Annotated in this window: 14 protein-coding genes and 1 pseudogene; 13 read left to right on the top strand and 2 right to left on the bottom strand. The window is 66.2% G+C overall.

Annotation, left to right across the window (positions count from 1 at the left end; genetic code table 11):
- The first annotated feature begins 13 nt into the window (after nucleotides 1-13).
- The 4 genes and pseudogenes from AVMA1855_RS19360 to AVMA1855_RS19375 all read left to right on the top strand — a co-directional run bounded on the left by AVMA1855_RS19360 (nucleotide 14) and on the right by AVMA1855_RS19375 (nucleotide 4,526).
- The gene (locus AVMA1855_RS19360) at nucleotides 14-1,096 is read left to right on the top strand and encodes a Fic family protein (RefSeq protein WP_284426928.1); all 1,083 of its coding nucleotides are present in this window, start codon (nucleotides 14-16) and stop codon (nucleotides 1,094-1,096) included.
- Nucleotides 1,097-1,104: 8 nt separating this feature from the next.
- Nucleotides 1,105-1,242: pseudogene (locus tag AVMA1855_RS19365) on the top strand (type I restriction enzyme endonuclease domain-containing protein); the annotation flags it as partial.
- Complete coding sequence (locus AVMA1855_RS19370; protein ID WP_284426930.1) at nucleotides 1,242-2,825, top strand: polyamine aminopropyltransferase; 1,584 nt, start codon at nucleotides 1,242-1,244, stop codon at nucleotides 2,823-2,825. The pseudogene AVMA1855_RS19365 and the gene AVMA1855_RS19370, both read left to right, overlap by 1 nt.
- Nucleotides 2,826-2,855: 30 nt before the next feature.
- A complete protein-coding gene (locus AVMA1855_RS19375; protein ID WP_284426931.1) occupies nucleotides 2,856-4,526 on the top strand; it encodes an NAD(P)-binding protein in 1,671 nt (556 codons plus the stop codon).
- Nucleotides 4,527-4,553: 27 nt separating this feature from the next.
- On the opposite strand, the gene AVMA1855_RS19380 is transcribed toward AVMA1855_RS19375, so the two are convergent.
- A complete protein-coding gene (locus tag AVMA1855_RS19380; RefSeq protein ID WP_284426932.1) occupies nucleotides 4,554-5,312 on the bottom strand; it encodes a M91 family zinc metallopeptidase in 759 nt (252 codons plus the stop codon).
- A 233-nt stretch (nucleotides 5,313-5,545) separates the two neighbouring features.
- On the opposite strand from AVMA1855_RS19380, the gene AVMA1855_RS19385 reads away from it, so the two are divergent.
- The gene (locus tag AVMA1855_RS19385) at nucleotides 5,546-6,064 is read left to right on the top strand and encodes a PadR family transcriptional regulator (protein WP_284426933.1); all 519 of its coding nucleotides are present in this window, start codon (nucleotides 5,546-5,548) and stop codon (nucleotides 6,062-6,064) included.
- A gap of 131 nt (nucleotides 6,065-6,195) precedes the next feature.
- Nucleotides 6,196-7,077 (top strand): siderophore-interacting protein, encoded by an 882-nt coding sequence (locus tag AVMA1855_RS19390; RefSeq protein ID WP_502870351.1) that lies wholly within the window; start codon nucleotides 6,196-6,198, stop codon nucleotides 7,075-7,077.
- Between the two features lie 33 nt (nucleotides 7,078-7,110).
- Here AVMA1855_RS19390 and AVMA1855_RS19395 read toward each other — a convergent pair whose 3' ends face one another.
- Nucleotides 7,111-8,049 carry a LysR family transcriptional regulator gene (locus tag AVMA1855_RS19395; RefSeq protein WP_284426934.1) on the bottom strand — a complete coding sequence of 313 codons (939 nt, stop codon included), beginning with the start codon at nucleotides 8,047-8,049 and terminating at the stop codon, nucleotides 7,111-7,113.
- A gap of 65 nt (nucleotides 8,050-8,114) precedes the next feature.
- Between AVMA1855_RS19395 and AVMA1855_RS19400 the strand changes: the two genes are divergently transcribed.
- The 7 genes from AVMA1855_RS19400 (at nucleotide 8,115) to AVMA1855_RS19430 (ending at nucleotide 18,918) form a co-directional block, all read left to right on the top strand.
- Nucleotides 8,115-9,017 carry a DMT family transporter gene (locus AVMA1855_RS19400; RefSeq protein WP_284426935.1) on the top strand — a complete coding sequence of 301 codons (903 nt, stop codon included), beginning with the start codon at nucleotides 8,115-8,117 and terminating at the stop codon, nucleotides 9,015-9,017.
- Nucleotides 9,018-9,130: 113 nt separating this feature from the next.
- Nucleotides 9,131-9,370, top strand: a complete 240-nt coding sequence (locus AVMA1855_RS19405) for a hypothetical protein (protein ID WP_284426936.1) — start codon at nucleotides 9,131-9,133, stop codon at nucleotides 9,368-9,370.
- Nucleotides 9,371-9,468: 98 nt separating this feature from the next.
- On the top strand, nucleotides 9,469-10,830 hold the full coding sequence (locus tag AVMA1855_RS19410; RefSeq protein WP_284426937.1) for an esterase-like activity of phytase family protein: 1,362 nt from the start codon (nucleotides 9,469-9,471) through the stop codon (nucleotides 10,828-10,830).
- 168 nt (nucleotides 10,831-10,998) lie between these two features.
- On the top strand, nucleotides 10,999-14,334 hold the full coding sequence (locus AVMA1855_RS19415) for a site-specific DNA-methyltransferase (RefSeq protein ID WP_284426938.1): 3,336 nt from the start codon (nucleotides 10,999-11,001) through the stop codon (nucleotides 14,332-14,334).
- Entirely contained in the window at nucleotides 14,334-15,566 is a 1,233-nt protein-coding gene (locus tag AVMA1855_RS19420; RefSeq protein WP_284426939.1) for an AAA family ATPase, read from the top strand. Before AVMA1855_RS19415 ends, AVMA1855_RS19420 begins: the two co-directional genes overlap by 1 nt.
- Nucleotides 15,563-16,093 carry a hypothetical protein gene (locus AVMA1855_RS19425; RefSeq protein ID WP_284407144.1) on the top strand — a complete coding sequence of 177 codons (531 nt, stop codon included), beginning with the start codon at nucleotides 15,563-15,565 and terminating at the stop codon, nucleotides 16,091-16,093. The genes AVMA1855_RS19420 and AVMA1855_RS19425 overlap by 4 nt, the downstream gene beginning before the upstream one ends.
- The gene (locus AVMA1855_RS19430; protein WP_502870352.1) at nucleotides 16,093-18,918 is read left to right on the top strand and encodes a BPTD_3080 family restriction endonuclease; all 2,826 of its coding nucleotides are present in this window, start codon (nucleotides 16,093-16,095) and stop codon (nucleotides 18,916-18,918) included. The genes AVMA1855_RS19425 and AVMA1855_RS19430 overlap by 1 nt, the downstream gene beginning before the upstream one ends.
- Nucleotides 18,919-19,122 lie beyond the last annotated feature (204 nt).

Genomic DNA, 19,122 nt, shown 5'->3' on the forward strand with positions numbered 1-19,122 from the left:
GCCCTCGCCCACCATGCCCGCCCTCCTCCCGCTCGAACAGCTGGACGCCACCCGTTTCGACACACCCGCCATTCTCAAGAAGCTGGCCAGCAGCAGCCGCCGATTGGCTGAACTCAAGGGTATTGCGGCGTCCATTCCCAACCAGGGCATCCTGATCAACACGCTGGGCCTGCAGGAGGCCAAAGACAGCTCGGAGATAGAGAACATCGTCACCACGCACGATGAGCTGTTCAAGGACGATGTGCTGCCCGAAGCGTTTGCCAACCCCGCGGCCAAAGAAGTGCTGCGCTACCGCCAAGCCCTGCGGGTGGGGTTTGAGCAGGTACGCAGCAGTAGTCTGCTCACGGCCAACCACATCATCCAGATCCAAGGCGAGCTGGAGCGCAACAATGCAGGCTTTCGCAAGCTGCCTGGTACGGCGCTGAAAGACGGCACAGGCCAGACGGTATATACGCCGCCGCAAGACCCCACCGAGATCGTCGCGCTGATGGGGGGGTTAGAGCGGTTTCTGAACGATCCCGACCTGTTTGCCGCCGACCCGCTGATCAAGATGGCGCTGGCGCACCACCAATTCGAAAGTATCCACCCGTTCTACGACGGCAATGGCCGCACCGGGCGCATCTTGAACGTGCTGTATCTGGTGAAGGAGGGGCTGCTCGATATTCCGGTGCTGTACCTGAGCAAGCACATCGTGCGTACCAAGGCCGAGTACTACCGCTTGCTGCAGACGGTGCGGGACCACGACACCTGGGAAGATTGGGTGCTTTACATGCTGGACGCCGTGGAGCAAACCGCCGCCCAGACCCTGGTCACCATCCACGCCATCAAGACAGCACTGTTCGACTACAAACACCGCATCCGGGCGCAGCACAAGTTCTATAGCCAGGACTTGATCAATAACCTGTTCACGCACCCCTACACCAAGATCGATTTTTTGCAGCGGGATCTGCAGGTCTCTCGGCTCACCGCCACCAAGTACCTGGATGCGCTGGCGGCCAGCGGCTTCGTTCAAAAGCAAAAGATCGGGCGCGGCAACTACTACGTCAATCAGGCATTGAACTCCATCTTGCTGGGTGAGAACGAGGCCCGGCCATGACCCGCATCGAGAGCGTTCGCACCGGCCTGCGGCCGACGTTCAAACGCATCCTGCGCAAGTACCAATACCCGCCCGACCAAGCCGACAGCGCGGTCGAACTGGTGCTGCAGCAGTCCGAAGCGCTGGGCGAAGCATGGGAGCACTGATGCCAGACGCTTCATTGCCCACCACCACAGCCAGCGCCGCGCCCGCGCCGCGCCCCGTCGACATCGCGCTGCTCGCCAGCGTCTTCGTCGTCGCCGCCTGCGGCCTGCTATACGAGCTGGCCGCAGGCGCGCTCGCCTCGTACGTGCTGGGCGATTCGGTGCTGCAGTTCTCCACCATCATCGGCACCTACCTCTTCGCCATGGGCGTGGGATCGTGGCTGTCGCGCTACTTCGAACGGCAATTGCCCGCGCACTTCCTGCGCATCGAACTGCTGGTGGCCCTGGTGGGCGGAGCGCTTCCGGCCACGCTGTTCCTGGCCAACGCCTACGCGCCGGGCGCGTTCCGCGTGCTGCTGTATGGCATGGTGCTGCTGGTGGGCACGCTGGTGGGGCTGGAGATTCCGCTGGTGATGCGCATCCTGAAGCGCAACGCGGTGCTGAAGGACCTGGTCTCGCAGGTGCTGACGTTCGACTATCTCGGGGCGCTGGCGGTGTCGCTCGCGTTCCCGCTGCTGCTGGTGCCGCACCTGGGGCTGATCCGCACGGGGCTGCTCTTCGGACTGATGAACGCGGCGGTGGCGCTGTGGGCGGTCTGGCTGTTTCGCCACGAATTGCGGCGCCTGCGCGCGCACGTGCTGGCCTGTGTGGCCGTGTTCGGCGTGCTGCTGGCGGGGCTGGTGGGCGCGGAGCACATCACGCGCTTTGCCGAGGACAAGTTCTACCAGGACCGCATCGTGGTGAGCCGCGCCACGCCCTACCAGCGCATCGTGGTGACCGAGGGCAAGGCGGGGCACCGGCTGTACCTCAACGGCAACCTGCAGTTCGCCGAGCGCGACGAGTACCGCTACCACGAGGCCCTGGTGCACCCGGCAATGGCGGCGTTCGCCTCGGGCGGCGCCGGGCCGCGGCGCGTGGCGGTGCTGGGCGGCGGCGACGGCATGGCGGTGCGCGAGATCCTCAAGTACCCCTCGGTCGAGTCGGTCACGCTGGTCGAGCTGGACCCGGCGATGACGCGCCTGTTCACCGACGACCCCACGCTCGCGCGGCTGAACGGTGGGGCGCTGTCCAACCCCAAGGTGCATGTCGTGAACACCGACGCGTTCCAGTGGTTGCAGCAGGGGAGCGTGGGGGCGCAAGACTTTTTCGACGTGATCGTGGTGGATTTCCCCGACCCGACCAACTTCGCCATCGGCAAGCTCTACACCAACAGCTTCTACGCCTTGCTGGCGCAGCGCCTGTCCGCGAGCGGCTATGCCGTGGTGCAGACCACCTCGCCGCTGGTGGCGCGCCAGAGCTTCTGGACGGTGGTGCAGACCATCGAATCGCTGGGCCTGCGCACCGCCCCGTACCACGCCCATGTGCCCAGCTTCGGCGAATGGGGCTTCGTGATCGCCAGCCGCCGGCCCTGGCACCTGCCGCAGGCGCTGCCCGAGGGGCTGCGATTCCTGTCGGTTCCCACGCTGGCGCTGCTGTTCGACTTTCCGCGCGACATGGCGCGCGTGCCCGCCGAGGTCAACCGCCTGTCCAACCAGGTGCTGGTGCACACCTACGAGCAGGAGTGGGGTAAGGTGGCGGCCCACTGACCGCGCTGGCCGCCCGGCCGCACCGCCCACATGCAACGCCGCCAATTCCTCGCCGCTTCGGCCACCTCGGCCGCTGCCGCCGCACTTGCCGGGTGCGGCGCCCCGCCCGAACTGGAGGGCGGCTTTGCCGGCATCGACATGGCGCGCGGCCATGCGCTGCGCGACCGGCTCCAGAAGGGCGGGCCGATCGAGCCCGACATCGTCCGGCGCACCCAGGTGGTGATCGCGGGCGGGGGCGTGGCCGGCCTGGCCGCCGCGCGCTCGCTGCGGCTGGCCGGTACCGACGACTTCGTGGTGCTGGAGCTGGAGGACACCGCCGGCGGCAACAGCCGCGCCGGCAGCGTGGCCGGGATGGCCTGCCCGCTGGGCGCGCACTACCTGCCCGTGCCGGGCGACAGCGCGCGCGAGGTGCAGGACCTGCTGGAAGAACTGGGCCTGCGCCAGCGCGTGGCCGGGCGCTGGCGCTACGACGAGCGCCACCTGTGCCACAGCCCGCAGGAGCGCCTGTTCTTCCAGGGCCAATGGCAGGACGGGCTGCTGCCCGTGCAGGGCGTGGGCGCCGAAACGCTGGCGCAGTACCGGCGCTTTTCCACCCGCGTGGCCGAACTGGGCCGCGCGGCGCCCTTCACCATGCCGGTGGTCAAAGGATGGAAGCCCAATCAGCCCCTGGCACAGATTCATCTAGGGCTTGACGCTATTACTTTCATAGCATGGCTGGAGCAGGAGGGTTTCGACGACACGCACCTGCGCTGGTACCTGGACTACTGCTGCCGCGACGACTACGGCGCCGGCACGGCGCGCGTGTCGGCCTGGGCGGGCATCCACTACTTCGCCAGCCGCCACGGCTTCCATGCCCCTGGCGATGCGGCCACCGAAGACCGCGAGGGCGTGCTCACCTGGCCCGAGGGCAACGGCTGGCTCACCCAGCGCCTGGCCGCGCCGCTGCAGGCCGGCGGACAGCTGCGCACCGGCAGCTCGGTGCTGCGCATCGAGGAAACCCGCCAGGGCGTGGAGGTGGACGTGTTCCACCACGCGAGCGAAAGCGTGGAGCGCTGGCAGGCGCGCCGCTGCATCGTGGCGCTGCCGGTCTTCATCGCGGCGCGCGTGGTACGCAACCCGCCCGGCTTCCTGCAGCAGGCGGCGCAGCGCCTGTCGTGGGCGCCCTGGCTGGTGGCCAACATCCACATCGACGCCCCGCTGGCCGACCGCGAAGGCGCGGCCCCCGCCTGGGACAACGTGCTCTACGCCGACCCCACGCCCGGCGGCCTGGGCTACGTGAACGCCGGCCACCAGCGGCTGGACCCGCGCCCGGCCGCCACCGTGCTCACCTACTACCAGGCGCTGGGCGACGTGGCCGACGGCCGCCGGCAGTTGGCGGAGCAACCCTGGGCGCACTGGCGCGACGCCATCCTCGCCGGTCTGGCCGCGCCGCACCCCGACCTGGCCCGGCACGCCCGGCGCATGGAGATCACGCGCTACGGCCACGCCATGTCGATCCCGGTGCCCGGCACCCAGGCGTTCCTGGGCAAGATCGCCCCCCAGCGCCCGTCCAGCAAGCGCTACCAGCTATCGAACGGAGAGCGCGTGGCCGTGCCGCCCACGCCCGGCACCGCGCGGCTGGCGTTCGCGCATGCGGACTGGTCGGGCTATTCGGTGTTCGAAGAGGCGTTCACACGCGGGCACGCGGCGGCACTGGCCTGAGCGCTTTTCTCTGGCCCCCTCTGTCCATCAATGGTCATCGGTAAAGCCGTGATAGCTCCTGCGCGGCGTCAGCCCATGCTCTCTTCGAATGGAGTTTTCTGAAGGGACTTCGTCGGCATAGGGTCCGACGCCGATCGTGCGCAACTCCACGGGCAGCAGCGCTTTCTCCAAAGGACGGTCCGAGCCCTGATGACCAGAGGTCGAAGTGTCTTCCGAGCGGTGTGGCTGAATGCCGTGCAGGCTGTCACGCGCATGAATCATTTCGTGGCCGAGCGTTGCCACGTAATGGTCTGCGCTCAACTCGTACTCATCCGAGTCCTCGGATGAAAACTTCATGCCGATGTCTGGGTCGGTGTGGATCCAGACATCGTCTGCGCCGGGAGTCTCCCTGCCGGGCATCGGGGCGGCCGCCACTTCGGGCATGAACAAATCGCCCGACGGACGGCGGCTCATGTAGCTGTCGATGTCATCCCAATTGTCCATGGGCCGCAACTGCGTGTTGCCAGCGCTCTGCTGGCAGGAAAGCGCGTGCGGCCAACCCCCTTGCGAAGGCGTCAGCACCACGCGCTTTCGGGGCGCCATGGTGGTGATGGATTCGATCTGCCGCAGCAGAGTGCGGCCGGAAGATTGGGACGCCAGTTGCGCCAGGGTTCCCTCGTTGCGGTGCAAGAAATCCTGGTTCTTGGCTTCAAGGGCTTCCACCTGCTGGAGGGTGCGAGCGCCCGCTTCCTGCGGCCGGGGCGTATGGATGTAGACACCGGGAAAATCCGTGCGGTGGATGGGCATGGGACACCTCCTGACGGCGTTTGCCGAAAAGGGAAAGACGCTACCGGCATCTCGGTCACGCGGCGGCCCGCGACGCCAAGGAAGTGACCAGGTTCCGAACGGCATCCCGGGAAGGCGTTGGGCACTGGCGAGCTCTCACAGACCATGGAGCCGGCAGGGATACCGCAGGCAGCCAACCAACCCGCTTCCGAAATAGATATATCTTCTATCTTTTAGATATATCTAATTGCTCCATGAAACATGAATTCCTGGATGTGCGCCAGCCCCCTCTCGAGCGGCGCGGTGGTGGCCGCGTGTTCGGCCACGGTGGCCTGCGCCTCGTGCTGCTGCAGCTCATCGCCGACAAGCCGCGCCACGGCTACGAGCTCATCAAGGCCATCGAAGACCGGCTGAACGGCGCCTACAGCCCCAGCCCCGGCGTGATCTACCCCACGCTCACCCTGCTGGAAGAGATGGGCCATGCCACCGTCACCGCCGATGGTGGCCGCAAGCTGCACACGCTGACCGATGCGGGGCGCGACCACCTGGCCGAGCACCGCACCGAGGTGGATGCGCTGCTGGCCCGCATGGCCAGCGGCCTGCCGATGCGCGGCGGCGGGCATGGCGAGCGCCCTGCGCCGGTCGAGCGCGCCGTGCACAACCTGCGCCATGCGCTGCACCTTCGCCTGGCGCGCGAGCCGCTGGCCGCGGCGCAGATCCATGCCATCGCCGATGCGCTGGACGCCGCGGCACGGCAGATCGAGCGTCTTTAGAACCTGTTCCCCGCCGGCCTGCAGGACGCCCCAGAGCGACCGCCCCGGCGCCCCCCGTTGCCCGGAGTGCGCCCCCACGACGCCCTGGCCTCCCTCCGCAACGCCGGTATCGCCCCGGCAGAAAGCCTGAAATGACCACACCGTCCGCTTCGACCACCACCCCAGCCACCTCTGCCGCCGCCGCAGCGCAGCCTTCCCCCGAACTGCTGGCGGCGCGCGCGCCCCAGCGCATGCGCCATGAACTGCGCCGGCGCATCCTCACCGTGCAAAGCGCCGAGCGCGTCACGCCGCACTGCGTGCGCATCGTCCTCACCGGCCCCGACCTGGAGGGCTTTGACAGCGCGGGCTTCGACGACCACGTGAAGCTCATCCTGCCCGACCCCGCCACGGGCCGGATCGACTTTCCCGTGCCGGCGGACACCGGGGGCCTCGCGCCCGACTCGCCCCGGCCCACCATGCGCGACTACACGCCGCGCCACCACGACATCGCCGCGCGCACCCTCACCATCGACTTCGCGCTGCACGACGCGGGCCCGGCCACGCAATGGGCGCTGCAGGCCGCGCCCGGGCAGACCGTCGGCGTGGGGGGCCCGCGCGGCTCCATGGTCATTCCCACCGCCTTCGACGGCTACGTGCTGATCGGCGACGACACGGCCCTGCCCGCCATCGCCCGCCGCCTCGCCGAACTGCCCGCCGGCGCGCCCGTGCTGGTGCTGGCCGAGGTGGACGGCCCGGCCGACGAGCAGCCCCTGCCCACCGCCGCCGATGCCCGCATCGTCTGGGTGCACCGCCAGGGCGCCGAGGCCGGCACCGCCGAGCCCCTGCTGCAGGCGCTGCGCGCGCAGACCCTGCCCGCGGGCGACTTCCACGCCTGGGTGGCCTGCGAATCGGCCGTGGCCAAGGCCCTGCGCGCGCACCTGGTGGGTGAGCGCGGCGCCTACCCCAAGTGGGTCAAGGCATCGGGCTACTGGCGCCGGGGCAGCGCGGCCACGCACGACACGCACGAGGACTGACCTGCAGGGACCGGCAGGTGCCGCGCAGGCCCCTCATGCGGGCTGCGCGGCCAGCCCCTGCGCCACATGGTCGATCCAGGCCCGCACCCGCGCCGGCAGAAAGCGGTTGGGCGGGTACAGCAGCCAGGCCGTGCCGGAATACGCCGTGGTGTGGCGCCAGCCGGGCAGCACGCGCACCAGCGTGCCGGCCGCCAGGGCCGCCTGCGCCGTGAAGCCTGGCAGCGAGGCGATGCCCAGGCCGCCCAGGGCGGCCTCGCACCGCACCTCGCTGTGGTTGGCCACGTAGCGGCCGCGCACCTTGACCACGGCGGATTCCGCTGCGCCCCCCCCACCACCCGGCCGCTCGAAGCGCCAGTGCCGGTCGCGCTCGTCCTCGCCCAGGGGCAGGCAGTCGTGCTGCGCCAGATCGCGCGGGTGCTCCGGCAGGCCGCGCTGCGCCAGGTAGGCCGGGCTGGCGCACACCACGTGTTCCACCGGCTCCAGCGGCCGGCCCGCCAGCCCCGGGGGCGGCGCGTCGGTGATGCGCACCGCCACGTCGATGTGCTCGGTGAACAGGTCCACGGTGCGGTCGGTGATGACCAACTGCACGTCCACCTGCGGGTGCGCGGCCAGGAAGGACGGCACCAGCGGGTGCAGCCGCTGGCGTCCGTAGGCCTTGGGCGCGCTCATGCACACCAGGCCGCTGGGCACGTCGGCATGGTGGCCGGCCAGCGCCAGCACCTCGCGCGCACACGATTCCAGCCCCTGGCAGCGCGCGAACGCCGCGTGGCCCGCCTCGGTCAGGCGCAGGCGCCGGGTGGTGCGCTCCAGCAGCCGCACGCGCAGCACGCCTTCCAGCCGCGCCACCTGGCGGCTCACGGCCGACGGGGTCAGGCCCAGCTCGCGCGCCGCCGCGGAAAAGCTGCCCGCCGCCGCCACGCGGGCGAACACCGCCATGTCGGGCAGGCAGTCCAGGGCGTCATTTGTGCGCATGGGGAACCAATGTTGTTCTCTGACCAGCCATTATCGATGGCGCGGCATGAATCTACGATCGCCGCATGACCACGCTGCCCCTCGCCCGCCCCGCCACGCTGCTGCGCAGCGCCGACCTCGTCCTGCTGCTGGTGGCCGTGGTCTGGGGCACCAGCTACGGCGTGGCCAAGGGGGCGCTGGCGTTCTACCCGGTGCTGGGTTTCCTGGCTGTGCGGTTTTTGCTCACGGCGGCGCTGCTGGCCCCGGCGTGCCTGCGGGCGACGCGGGCGCAATGGCAGGGCGCCCTGCGCGCCGGCCTGCCGCTGGGCGCGCTGCTGATGGCGATCTTCGTGTGCGAGACCTATGGCGTGGCGCACACGCAGGCCAGCCAGGCGGCGTTCCTCATCAGCCTGTGCGTGGTGTTCACCCCGTTCGCCGAATGGTGGATGCTGGGCCGGCGGCCGGCCGGCGCCGTGTTCGGCTTTGCGGCCGTTTCGCTGCTGGGCGCGGCGCTGCTGGCGGGCGGCGGCCTGCAGATTCGATGGGGCCTGGGCGACGGACTGATGCTGGCCGCCGCCGCGCTGCGCGCCGTGACCGTGTGCGCCACCAGCCGCCTCACCCGGCGGCATGCCCAGGCGCCCATGCTGCTGCTCACCGCCGTGCAGTCCGCCGTGGTGGGGCTGGGGTGCCTGCTGGTGGCCGTGTCGCTGCCGGGCGGTCTGCCCGCCCTGCCGGCCGAGGGCGCCTTCTGGGCCGCGAGCCTGTACCTGGTGCTGGGCTGCACGGTGTTCGCCTTCATCGCGCAGAACTGGGCGCTGAAACACACCGCCCCCAGCCGCGTGGGCCTGCTGATGGGCACCGAGCCGGCCTGGGGCGCGTTGTTCGCCGTGCTGTGGCTGGGGGAGAGTCTGGGCCCGGTGCAATGGCTGGGCGGGGCGCTGATCGTGGGGGCGGCGTGGTGGACGCTCGCGCGCCAGCGCGCGGGCTGATCACCGGCTCGAAGCTCCCATTGCACCGCGACACTGCACGGCGATACTCCGGCAGACAACGCGCCCGCCCCGAGCCGCCGTGGCGCCGCCGACCCCCACAAGGAGCTTTTTCGATGACCGACCTTCGCGACATCCTGGCGCACCTGCGCGCAGGGCGCTGGAACGAGGCCCACCAGCAGGTACAGGACGATGCGACGCCGCTGGGCGCCTGGCTGCACGGCATCGTGCATCTGCAGGAAGGCGACCTGGAAGACGCCGAATACTGGTACGACCAGGCCCAGCGCGACTTTCGCAGCCGCGGCACGCTGGAGGAAGAGATGCAGCGGCTGGAAGCGGCCCTGCCGCCGAAGTAGCGCTGGAAGGCGCCGCGCACGGGCGCGGCCCTGCGCCGTCATGGCCCTGTAACGGCGCGCCGGCATCGTTGCGGTTTTCGTTCGCCACAAGCCATCGCATGCTGCCCTCTTTCCGCCTCGCCCCCTTCGCCCTGCTGGCCTGCGCCGCCGCCCTGCTGCCCGCCCACGCCCAGCAGGCTTTTCCCGCCACGCTCGCCGGCCATGCGGTGCTGCCGGCGCAGACCTTCATTCCCGCGCCCAAGGATGCCCCGGCCGATCTGCAGACCAGCGGCAAGTTCACCACGCCGCAGCGCGTGGACCAGCTGGGCAGCGTGGAAGGCACCTCCGCCGGCCGGCCCACGGGCGTGTCGCTGCCGTTCAAGGGCCAGCCCGCGCAGGGCCATTCGGGCATCAAGCGCATGGCCGACGGGTCGTTCTGGATCCTGACCGACAACGGCGCGGGGGCCAAGGCCAACTCGCCGGACTTCATGCTCTACCTGAACCACTACACGGTGGACTTCCAAAGCGGCCAGTTCAAGCGCCAGAAGACGGTGTTCCTGCACGACCCGGACAAGAAGGTACCGTTTCGCATCGCCGAAGAGGGCACGAAGGAACGCTACCTGACCGGCTCGGACTTCGATCCCGAGAGCTTCCAGTTCGCCGGCGGCGCGCTGTGGATCGGCGAGGAGTTCGGCCCCTACCTCATCAAGGCCGATCTGTCCGGCCGCGTGCTGGCCGTGTTCGAGACGCAGGTGGACGGCAAGGTCGTGCGCTCGCCCGACCACCCGGCCATCACCGCCGCGGGCGCGCCCGATGCCAAGGCGCCGGCCTTCGAGATCAAGCGCTCCAAGGGCTTCGAGGGCATGGCGTCGTCCAGGGACGGCAGCAAGCTCTACGCGCTGCTGGAAGGCCCGGTGTGGAACGAATCGGCCAAGGCCTATGAATCGGTGGAAGGCGGCAAACAATACCTGCGCGTGCTGGAATTCGACGTGAAGCAGGAAAAGTGGACGGGCCGCCACTGGAAGTACGTGCTGGAGGCCAACCACCACGCCATCGGCGACTTCAACATGATCGACGAGAACACCGGCCTGATCATCGAGCGCGACAACGGCGAGGGCACGGCCGACAAGGCCTGCCCCGAGGGCCAGAAGCGCACCGACTGCTTCCACGACCTGGCGAAGTTCAAGCGCGTGTACAAGATGGAGTTGACCGATGCCAACGCGGGCGCCGAGCTGCGCAAGGTGGGCTACATCGACCTGCTGAACATCCAGGACCCGCAGCGCCTGGCGAGAAAGCCTTTGAACAACGGCGTGCTCGCCTTCCCGTTCTTCACCATCGAGAACGTGGACGTGGTGGACGCCACGCACATCGTGGTGGGCAACGACAACAACCTGCCGTTCAGCTCCAGCCGCGAGCCCAACCGGGCCGACGACAACGAACTGGTGCTGCTGGAAGTGGGCGAGCTGCTGCGCGCGAGGTAAAGGGGCGTTCCGCACCATTGAGAGGCTTGCCAGCACCGGCTGCGCGCGTTCGTTTAATAAGAGTTCGACATCCCCCCGCACTAGTAGTTAGTAGCGCGTTGCAAACTCAGCGGTTCGTGATGTCCTGCTATAACTTCCCTCCTCATCGAGATCAGAGGGAACGGGCGAATGTCCAACGAACGAACGTCACAGCTGCAGGCGCTACTGCTCAATTTGCTGCCCGCAGACCACACCACGGTCGGCAACAACACCTTGTTGGAGCAGTTCTTGGAGCAGACACGCCACGCTGGCACCACGCCGCCCGCTACCGACGACGACTTCAAAACCGCACGCGATGCGCTCGTGGCCACAGGGCAGGCGGTCAAAGGCAAGGGCCGGGGTGGCTCCACCGCCAGGGCCACTGGCGCCAAGCGCCCTGCCTTTGCGCTGGACGCACCCGAGGCCCTCGCAGCCCTCGACAACACTGGCAAACCAACCAAGGCAGCGCCCAGCAAGGCCAGAGCCAGGCCCACACCCAGCCAGCCCGACACGGGCGACGCCCAGGTGCTGGCCTACCGCCACCCCGACCGCCGCAAGAACAACCCCGAAGTGGGCTTGGTCAACACCGAAAGCGACCCCGAGCAACCCAAGACCCGCTGGGCCTACGACCCCCACCTGGACCCCACCCTGCAGTTCGATACCGCCCGCGCCCAGGCCGACGCGCTGATCGCCGACGCCCTGGCCGGCAACGACCCCGCCGCCATGCGGCACGCCCTGCAAACCCTGCAGCGCATGGGCGCGCCCTACCTGCAATGGACCGGCAAGGCCGAGCGCACCAGCTTCGAGGTGGACACCGTCAGCCTGCACGTGCACGAGCGCATCGACGCCATGAGTATCCTGAGCAGCGTGAGCAAACGGCAAAACGCTATGAAATCAGGAGCTGCTAGCGCAGGTGCAGCAAGCGCTAGCGGCCAAAAAATCCAAAACTTTCAGTTCCAGACTGGCCTGTTCGAGGCCCCGTTCGAGAGTGTGCCCCTGCGCTCGGCGCTGGACTTTTACAAACACGACCGAGGCTGGGCCAACCGGCTGGTCGCTGGCGACAGCCTGCTGGTGATGAACAGCCTGCTGCACAAGGAAGGCATGGCCGGGCAGGTGCAGATGATCTACATCGACCCGCCCTACGGCATCAAGTACGGCAGCAACTTCCAGCCCTTTGTGGGCAAGCGCGACGTGAAAGACCGGGCCGATGCGGATTTGACACAAGAGCCCGAAATGATCAAGGCCTTCCGCGATACCTGGGAGCTGGGCATTCACTCGTACCTGACGTATCTGCGCGACCGGCTGCTATTGGCCAAGGAGTTGCTGAGTGATTCGGGCAGCGTGTTTGTGCAGATTTCGGATGAGAACTTGCACAGAGTTAAGGTGGTTTTGGACGAATTATTTGGTGCTGAAAACTTTGTATCCTGTATTAATTTTCAAACAATGACTCCGCTGGAGTCGGGACATTTGGAAACAGTTTTTGACTATATCGTTTGGTATGCAAAAGATATTAAAAAACTGAAGTACAGAAATTTGTATCGCGACAAACAATTAGATGGAAATGCAGAATTCAAGTTCGTGAGCCGCTCGCCTGGATATCGCGAGGTCACAAAAGAAGAGGTGACTCAAGGCTTGAAGGATATGGCAAACAACAGTGTATTTAAACGATCGGTTTTAGAGTCTTCTGGATTTACGCCGAGCTGTACTTTCAGATTCGACCATCACGGAGTCTCTTTTTGGCCAAGAGGTGGGAAGAGCTGGAGAACAAACGACATTGGTATCCAGCGAGCTGAGCGCAGCGATCGGTTATTTGTGCTTGGAACCAAGGTTTATTTCAAGCTCTACTTTGACGATTTTTCAAAGATGAGTTTATTGAATACTTGGTCAGACACAGTTGCAGGCTACGGCGAGACAAAAACATTTGTTGTGCAGACACATCCCAAAGTGATCGAGCGCTGCATGCTCATGACAACCGACCCCGGCGACTTGGTTCTCGACCCTACCTGCGGCTCGGGCACCACGGCCTATGTCGCCGAAAAATGGGGCCGCCGCTGGATGACCTGCGACACCTCGCGCGTGGCCATCACGCTGGCCAAGCAGCGGCTGATGACGGCCAGCTTTGACTACTTTGCGCTGCGCTACCCGCACGAGGGGCTGCGGGGCGGCTTCATCTACAAGACGGTGCCGCACGTCACGCTCAAGAGCATTGCCAACAATGCCGAGATCGACGCGATCTACGAGCGCATGCACCCGGCCATCACGTCGGCGCTGGCGGTGCTGAATGCGGCACTCAAGGCCCACGCCCCAGCCACGCCTTACTTGGTGACCGAGGGCGCACGCAAGGGCCAGAAGCTGGTGCTGGGCTTGAAGGGCCAGGACTTGGACGAATGGGAGGTGCCGTTCGAGCCACCCGCCGACTGGGCGGCAGAACTGCAAGCCCCGCTGGCCGCCTTCCACACCGCGCGGCAAAAGATGCAGGCCGAGATGGACCGCAGCATTGCCAGCAATGCCGACAACGAAACCCTGTACGACCAGCCCGAGCGCGACAAGGCCAAGCTGCGCGTGAGCGGCCCGTTCACAGTGGAGGCGGTGCCCTTTCCCACCGTGCTATCACTGGAGGAGCAGGACGCCAAGGCCGGACAAGCGCCAGGGGCCGATTTGGCCGATATGAGCATTGCCCGCAGCGGCCACACCAGCCGCCAGCATGCCTGGCGCGATGAGCTGCTGAAGACGGGCATTCGCGGCAAGGGTGGGCAGATGCTGCGCTTTGCCGAGCTGGAGGTGCTGCCCGGCACGGCCAGCCTGCACGCCACGGGCAGCCTCGACACCGGCGAGCGCGTGGTGGTGAGCTTTGGCCCCGAGCATGGTGCGCTGGAGCAGCGTCAGGTGGAGCGTGCACTGAACGAGGCCAGCGACCTGTTCCCCCGTCCCAAGATGATTGTGTTCTGCGCCTTCGCCTTCGACCCCGAGGCGGCCAAGGACATCGATGCGCTCAAGGGCATCACCGCGCTGAAGGCGCAGATGAACACCGACCTGCTGACCGAAGACCTAAAAAAGGCGCGCAGCAGCAACCAGAGCTTCTGGCTCATGGGCCAGCCCGATGTGCTGCTGACGCTGCTGGAGGGTGGCCTGTGGCAGGTGGAGGTCAACGGCTTTGATTACTTTGACACCGCCAAGGGCGAACTGGTGTCGGGCGGCAAGGCCAAAATTGCCGCTTGGCAGCTGGATACCGACTACGACGGGCGCAGCCTGTTCCCGCACCAGGTGTTCTTCCCCATGGCGGGCAAGGATGAGGGGTGGATGAAGTTGAAAAAAGACATCCGCGCCGAGCTGGACGCCGAGCGGCTGCAGGCCTTCACCGGCACGGTGTCGCTGCCATTCGCGGCGGGCGAGAACCGCATGGTGGCGGTGAAGATTGTGGACGACCGGGGCATTGAGTCGCTGAAGGTGATGCGGCTGGATGCGAGCACGCAAGGAGGCCAGTGATGGCGACGCCTAAGAAAAGCAAGAGGAGTTGCACGCTCCGCATGGAGCAGGTGGGGCCCATCCAGGCGGCCGATGTGACGTTTGGCGACCTGACGGTGATCGTGGGGCCGCAGGCCACGGGCAAGAGCATTTTTTTGCAGACGCTCAAGCTGGTGCTGGACCGGGACCATATTCACGACACGTTTCGGCACCACAGCGTGTCGTTCAACGGAGACGCCAGCGCCTTTTTGGGGGGCTACTACGGCAAGGGCATGGCGGCGGCCTGGAAGGCCGGCAAATCCTCCCTGCAATGGAACGGCAAGGAGGCATCTCTGCCCACGTTGGCCAAGCCCAGCAAGAGCTCAAGCCGTGAAGAGCGGCTGTTTTTCATACCGGCCCAGCGTGTGATGAGCCTGACGCGCGGCATGACGCAGAACTTCGGGCAGTTCGACTATGGCGACCCCTACACCCTGCGCTACTTCAGCGACACGGTGCATGACCTGCTGCAAAACGAGTTTGGCGCCAAGGGGGAGCTGTTTCCGCAACCCAACCGCTTGAACGAAACGCTGCGCAAACCCATCACCCAGCATTTGTATGGTGCGGCCAGGCTGTCGGTGGATTCCAAGGATTTCACCAAGCGGCTGGTGTTGAACGTGCCGGGGCATAGCGAAGGCCTGCCCTACACCGCGTGGTCTGCCGGGCAGCGCGAGTTCACGCCCCTGCTGCTGGGTTTGTACTGGCTGTGCCCGGCGGGGGGCACGTCTCGAAGAGACGACATCGAGTGGGTGGTGGTGGAAGAACCCGAAATGGGCCTGCACCCGCAAGGGATCGAAGCGGTGCTGCTGCTGGTGCTGGAGCTGATGAAGCGCGGCTACAAGGTGGTGCTCTCCACCCATTCGCCCGTGGTGCTGGACCTGGTGTGGGCGCTGCAGGAGTTCAAGCACCTGGGCGGCACCGAGGCCGATGTGCGCAAGCTGCTGAACCTGAGTGCCAGCGGATACGCCAAGGAGCTGGGCAAGGCTGTGTTGAGAAAAGACATGCGTGTGTATTTCTTCAACCGCGACAACGCCGTGCAGGACATTTCTCGCTTGAGTCCGTTGTCTGAAGAAACCGCCGAGGCCGAATGGGGCGGCCTGGTGGGCTTTGCCAGCCGCACGGGGCAGGTGATTGCCGACGTGGTGAACCGGGCCGAGGCCGGGCTTCAGAAGACGCGGCGCCCGCGCGCCGCGAAAGTGGGGGTGAAGGTCCGATGAGTACGCGACAACAGGGAGCCCGCCGAAAAGCACCCGCGACACCCGCTCCATCGGCCTTTGAGCAGGCGGTGGCCGCTGCCGGGCTGGCGTCTGAGCCCGGCAAGGGTGCCGTCGAGGGCTGCTACAGGGGGCTGATCGACGCCAAGATGGCCACGACGCGCTTTACCGGCAGTGTGGACATGGACGCCGCATTCGAAAGGGCCGAAGGGAAAGCCAACCGCTGGGACTATGGACTGGGCGCGCGTGCCTCTGGCCAGCCAGAGTGCGCTGTGTGGGTGGAGCCGCATTCCGCTGCGAGCACGGGCGAGGTGAAAACCATGTTGGCCAAGCTGGACTGGTTGCAAGCCAAGCTCGCGCAACCCCCATTTAAGCCCCTGAAGGCCTTGACCGATGCCTGCGTGGCGCAGGGGCGTCGGCCCTACCACTGGCTGGCCTCTGCCAACGTCGCGATTCGCCCTGGCAGCCGCGAGGCCAACATGCTCGCCGCGCGCGGCATGGACTTGCCCAAGAGCCGGGTGGTGATCTGATGGCGCAGCCGAAATCCCTCATCATCAACAGCGCATTCGTGGAGCCCCAGCAACACTGGGCCGAGAACCCTGACCGCACCTTGCGCATCGAGCCCGTGCGCCGCCCGGCGGGCTACGAAATCATCGACACGCGCGAGAACACGCGGCGGCAGGTGTCGATTCCGCTGGTGGACATGATCCGCCAACGGGTGCGCCAGTGGCGCGCCGATGGCTGGCCCGGCACCACGGCGGTCACGCTGGCGCTGCTGCAGCACTGGTGGGATGCAGACCAGGTATCGCGCAGGCAGTATCCGTTCTATTTTTGCCAGCTCGAAGCGATTGAAACGCTGATCTGGCATCTGGAGGCCATGCCCGAGTACCGGCAGGGCATCTACCTCCAGGGCGATGGCGGCGAGTTCGAGCGGCTGTGCAACAAGATGGCCACCGGCAGCGGCAAGACCACGGTGATGGCGATGATCATTACCTGGCAGGTGCTCAATGCGCTGACTTATCCCAAGTCGCCTCGCAAGTATTCGAGCGCGATCTTTCTGGTGGCACCGGGCCTGACGGTGAAGTCGCGCCTGCAGGTGCTGATGCCGGGGCACGAGAACAATTATTACGACCAGTTTGAGCTGTGCCCCTCCGAGGCCCTGCGGCAGAAGCTGAACCAGGCAGACATCCTGATCGAGAACTGGCACACGCTGATGCCGCTGAAGGAGCAGGAACGCTCGGTGGTCAGGAAGGGTAAGGAGAGCGACGAGGCCTTCACGCGGCGTGTGTTGGGCAAGCTGGCCAACGCCAAGAACCTGGTGGTCATTAACGACGAGGCACACCACGCCTACCGCAAGCCGGCCGACGTCAAGGTGAGCAAGGCCGATGCCGAGGCTTTTGGTATTGACCTGGACGAGGCCACCCGCTGGGTGGAGGGGCTTGACCGCATCCACAAGACTCGGCGCATTGCGCACTGTTTTGACCTGTCGGCTACGCCATTTGCCCCCACGGGTCGTACCAACACCGAAGCGGGCCTGTTCACCTGGGTAGTGTCGGACTTTGGCTTGAACGATGCCATTGAGGCCGGGTTGGTGAAGACGCCCCGCGTGGTGGTGCGTGACGATGCCCTGCCCGACGCACAGACCTTGCGGCCCAAGCTGTACCACCTGTACCGCGAGCCCGATGTGGCAGAAGACCTGAACCGCAAGGCCGAGGCCCATGAGCCTTTGCCCGCGCTGGTGCAGCAGGCCTACACGCTGCTGGGGGCCGACTGGCGAGCCACGGCCGCAGACTGGGCGGCCCAAGGGCACCTGTCGCCGCCCGTGATGTTGACGGTGTGCAACCGCACCGAGACCGCGGCGCGTGTGGAGCATTACTTCACCAAAGGACATGCCCAATGGTCTGAACTGCATGACGCTGCCCACACGCTGCGGGTGGACTCCAAGGTGCTGGAGAAGGCCGAGCTGGGCGAGGCGGCCGGCGCCGATAAAGACTACGACACCCGCCTGCGCAGCATTGTGCAGGCCGCACGGATAGTCAACGAGAGCAAAGAACGTTGGCTGACGACCAGCACCAAGAAGGAAGAGGTGTTGCGCGAACTGGTGGACACGGTGGGCAAGCCGGACCGGATTGGACAAGACCTGCAAAACGTGGTGTCGGTGGCCATGTTGTCCGAAGGCTGGGATGCCAAAACCGTGACGCACATCATGGGCCTGCGTGCCTTTACAAGCCAGTTGCTGTGCGAGCAGGTGATTGGTCGTGGACTGCGCCGCGTTGCATATGACATTGACCGCGAAACGGGCCTGTACGCGCCGGAGTTTGTGAACGTGTTTGGCGTGCCGCTGTCGGTGGCGATGCCGCCGGGCGGGGATGGGCCTGCGCCGCCGCCCCCGAAACCGAGCGTGCAGATCAAGTCGCTGCCCGAGCGGCAGGTGTATGAAATCAAGTGGCCCAACATCTTGCGCGTGGACCAGGTGGTGCGCCCGCAACTGGAGGTGTCATGGAGCGAGGTTCCGCCGCTGACGATTGACCCCGCCAAGGTGGCGCTGCACGCAGACATTGCCCCGGCGCTGGGAGGTGCGGCCGACTGGAGCCAGATCGTGACCATTGACCTGCAGAAGCTGCCAGAGGAGTTCCGGCTGCAGCGTTTGGTGTTCAAGGCTGCGCAGAAAGCGTTTGAGCAACTGCAGGATCAGTTCAAGGGCCAGCGGGAGTACTTGCTGTTTCAGCTCGTGCGGCTGGTCGAAACCTTTCTGGCCTCGGACAAGATCGCCATTCCTTCGCTGTTCCACCAGGATCCATTGCGCAAACGGATTTTGTTTTCGATGCACATGGATGCCATCGTGCAGCACATGATGGGCCATGTGGTGGAGCAGAACACGACCCGGCTGGAGGCCGTATTCGACGGCGAGCGGCCCGTGGGCAGTACGCGGGAGATGCGCACCTGGTACACCACGCGGGTGGCCGAGCCGACCCAGCACAGCCAAATAAGCCATATCGTGGTGGACAGCGGCTGGGAGAAATACGCCGCGAATGCCGCCGAAACCCATACCGATGTGGCGGCCTGGGTCAAGAACGACCACCTGGGTTTTCATGTGCTGTACCTGTGGAACGGCACCAAGCGCAAGTTCATCCCGGATTTCCTGTTGCGTTTTCGTTCGGGCAAGACCCTCATCCTCGAAATCAAAGGGGAAGGGAACCTCTCAAAACCCCTGTCTCAGCCACTTGGCGCGCTTACAAATCACGAGTTACGGCGTTCAAGCCTTGCAAATTCGGAAGTTTTGAGAGGTTCCCGGAAGACTCTGCTCAAGACCAGGCGAAGCGCAGCGCACTGGATCAGTGGGTTCAGGCCGTGAACGCGCAGGGTGGCTTTGGCATCTGGGCGTGGGATGTGGTGGTGGGGAGCGCTGCTGGACTCCAGGACGTGATCGCGAAACACGCGCCGCGCTGATGACAGCGTATCCCTTGGGCTGAGCCGTGTTCTTGGGATGACAGGGCTTGCTGTTGGGTCGGATGGCAAAATTCCCGGCTCCTACTCCAACGCACCCGGAAGCCACGCC

It is taken from the genome of Acidovorax sp. SUPP1855 (genome assembly GCF_030158955.1).
Lineage (GTDB): Bacteria > Pseudomonadota > Gammaproteobacteria > Burkholderiales > Burkholderiaceae_C > Paracidovorax.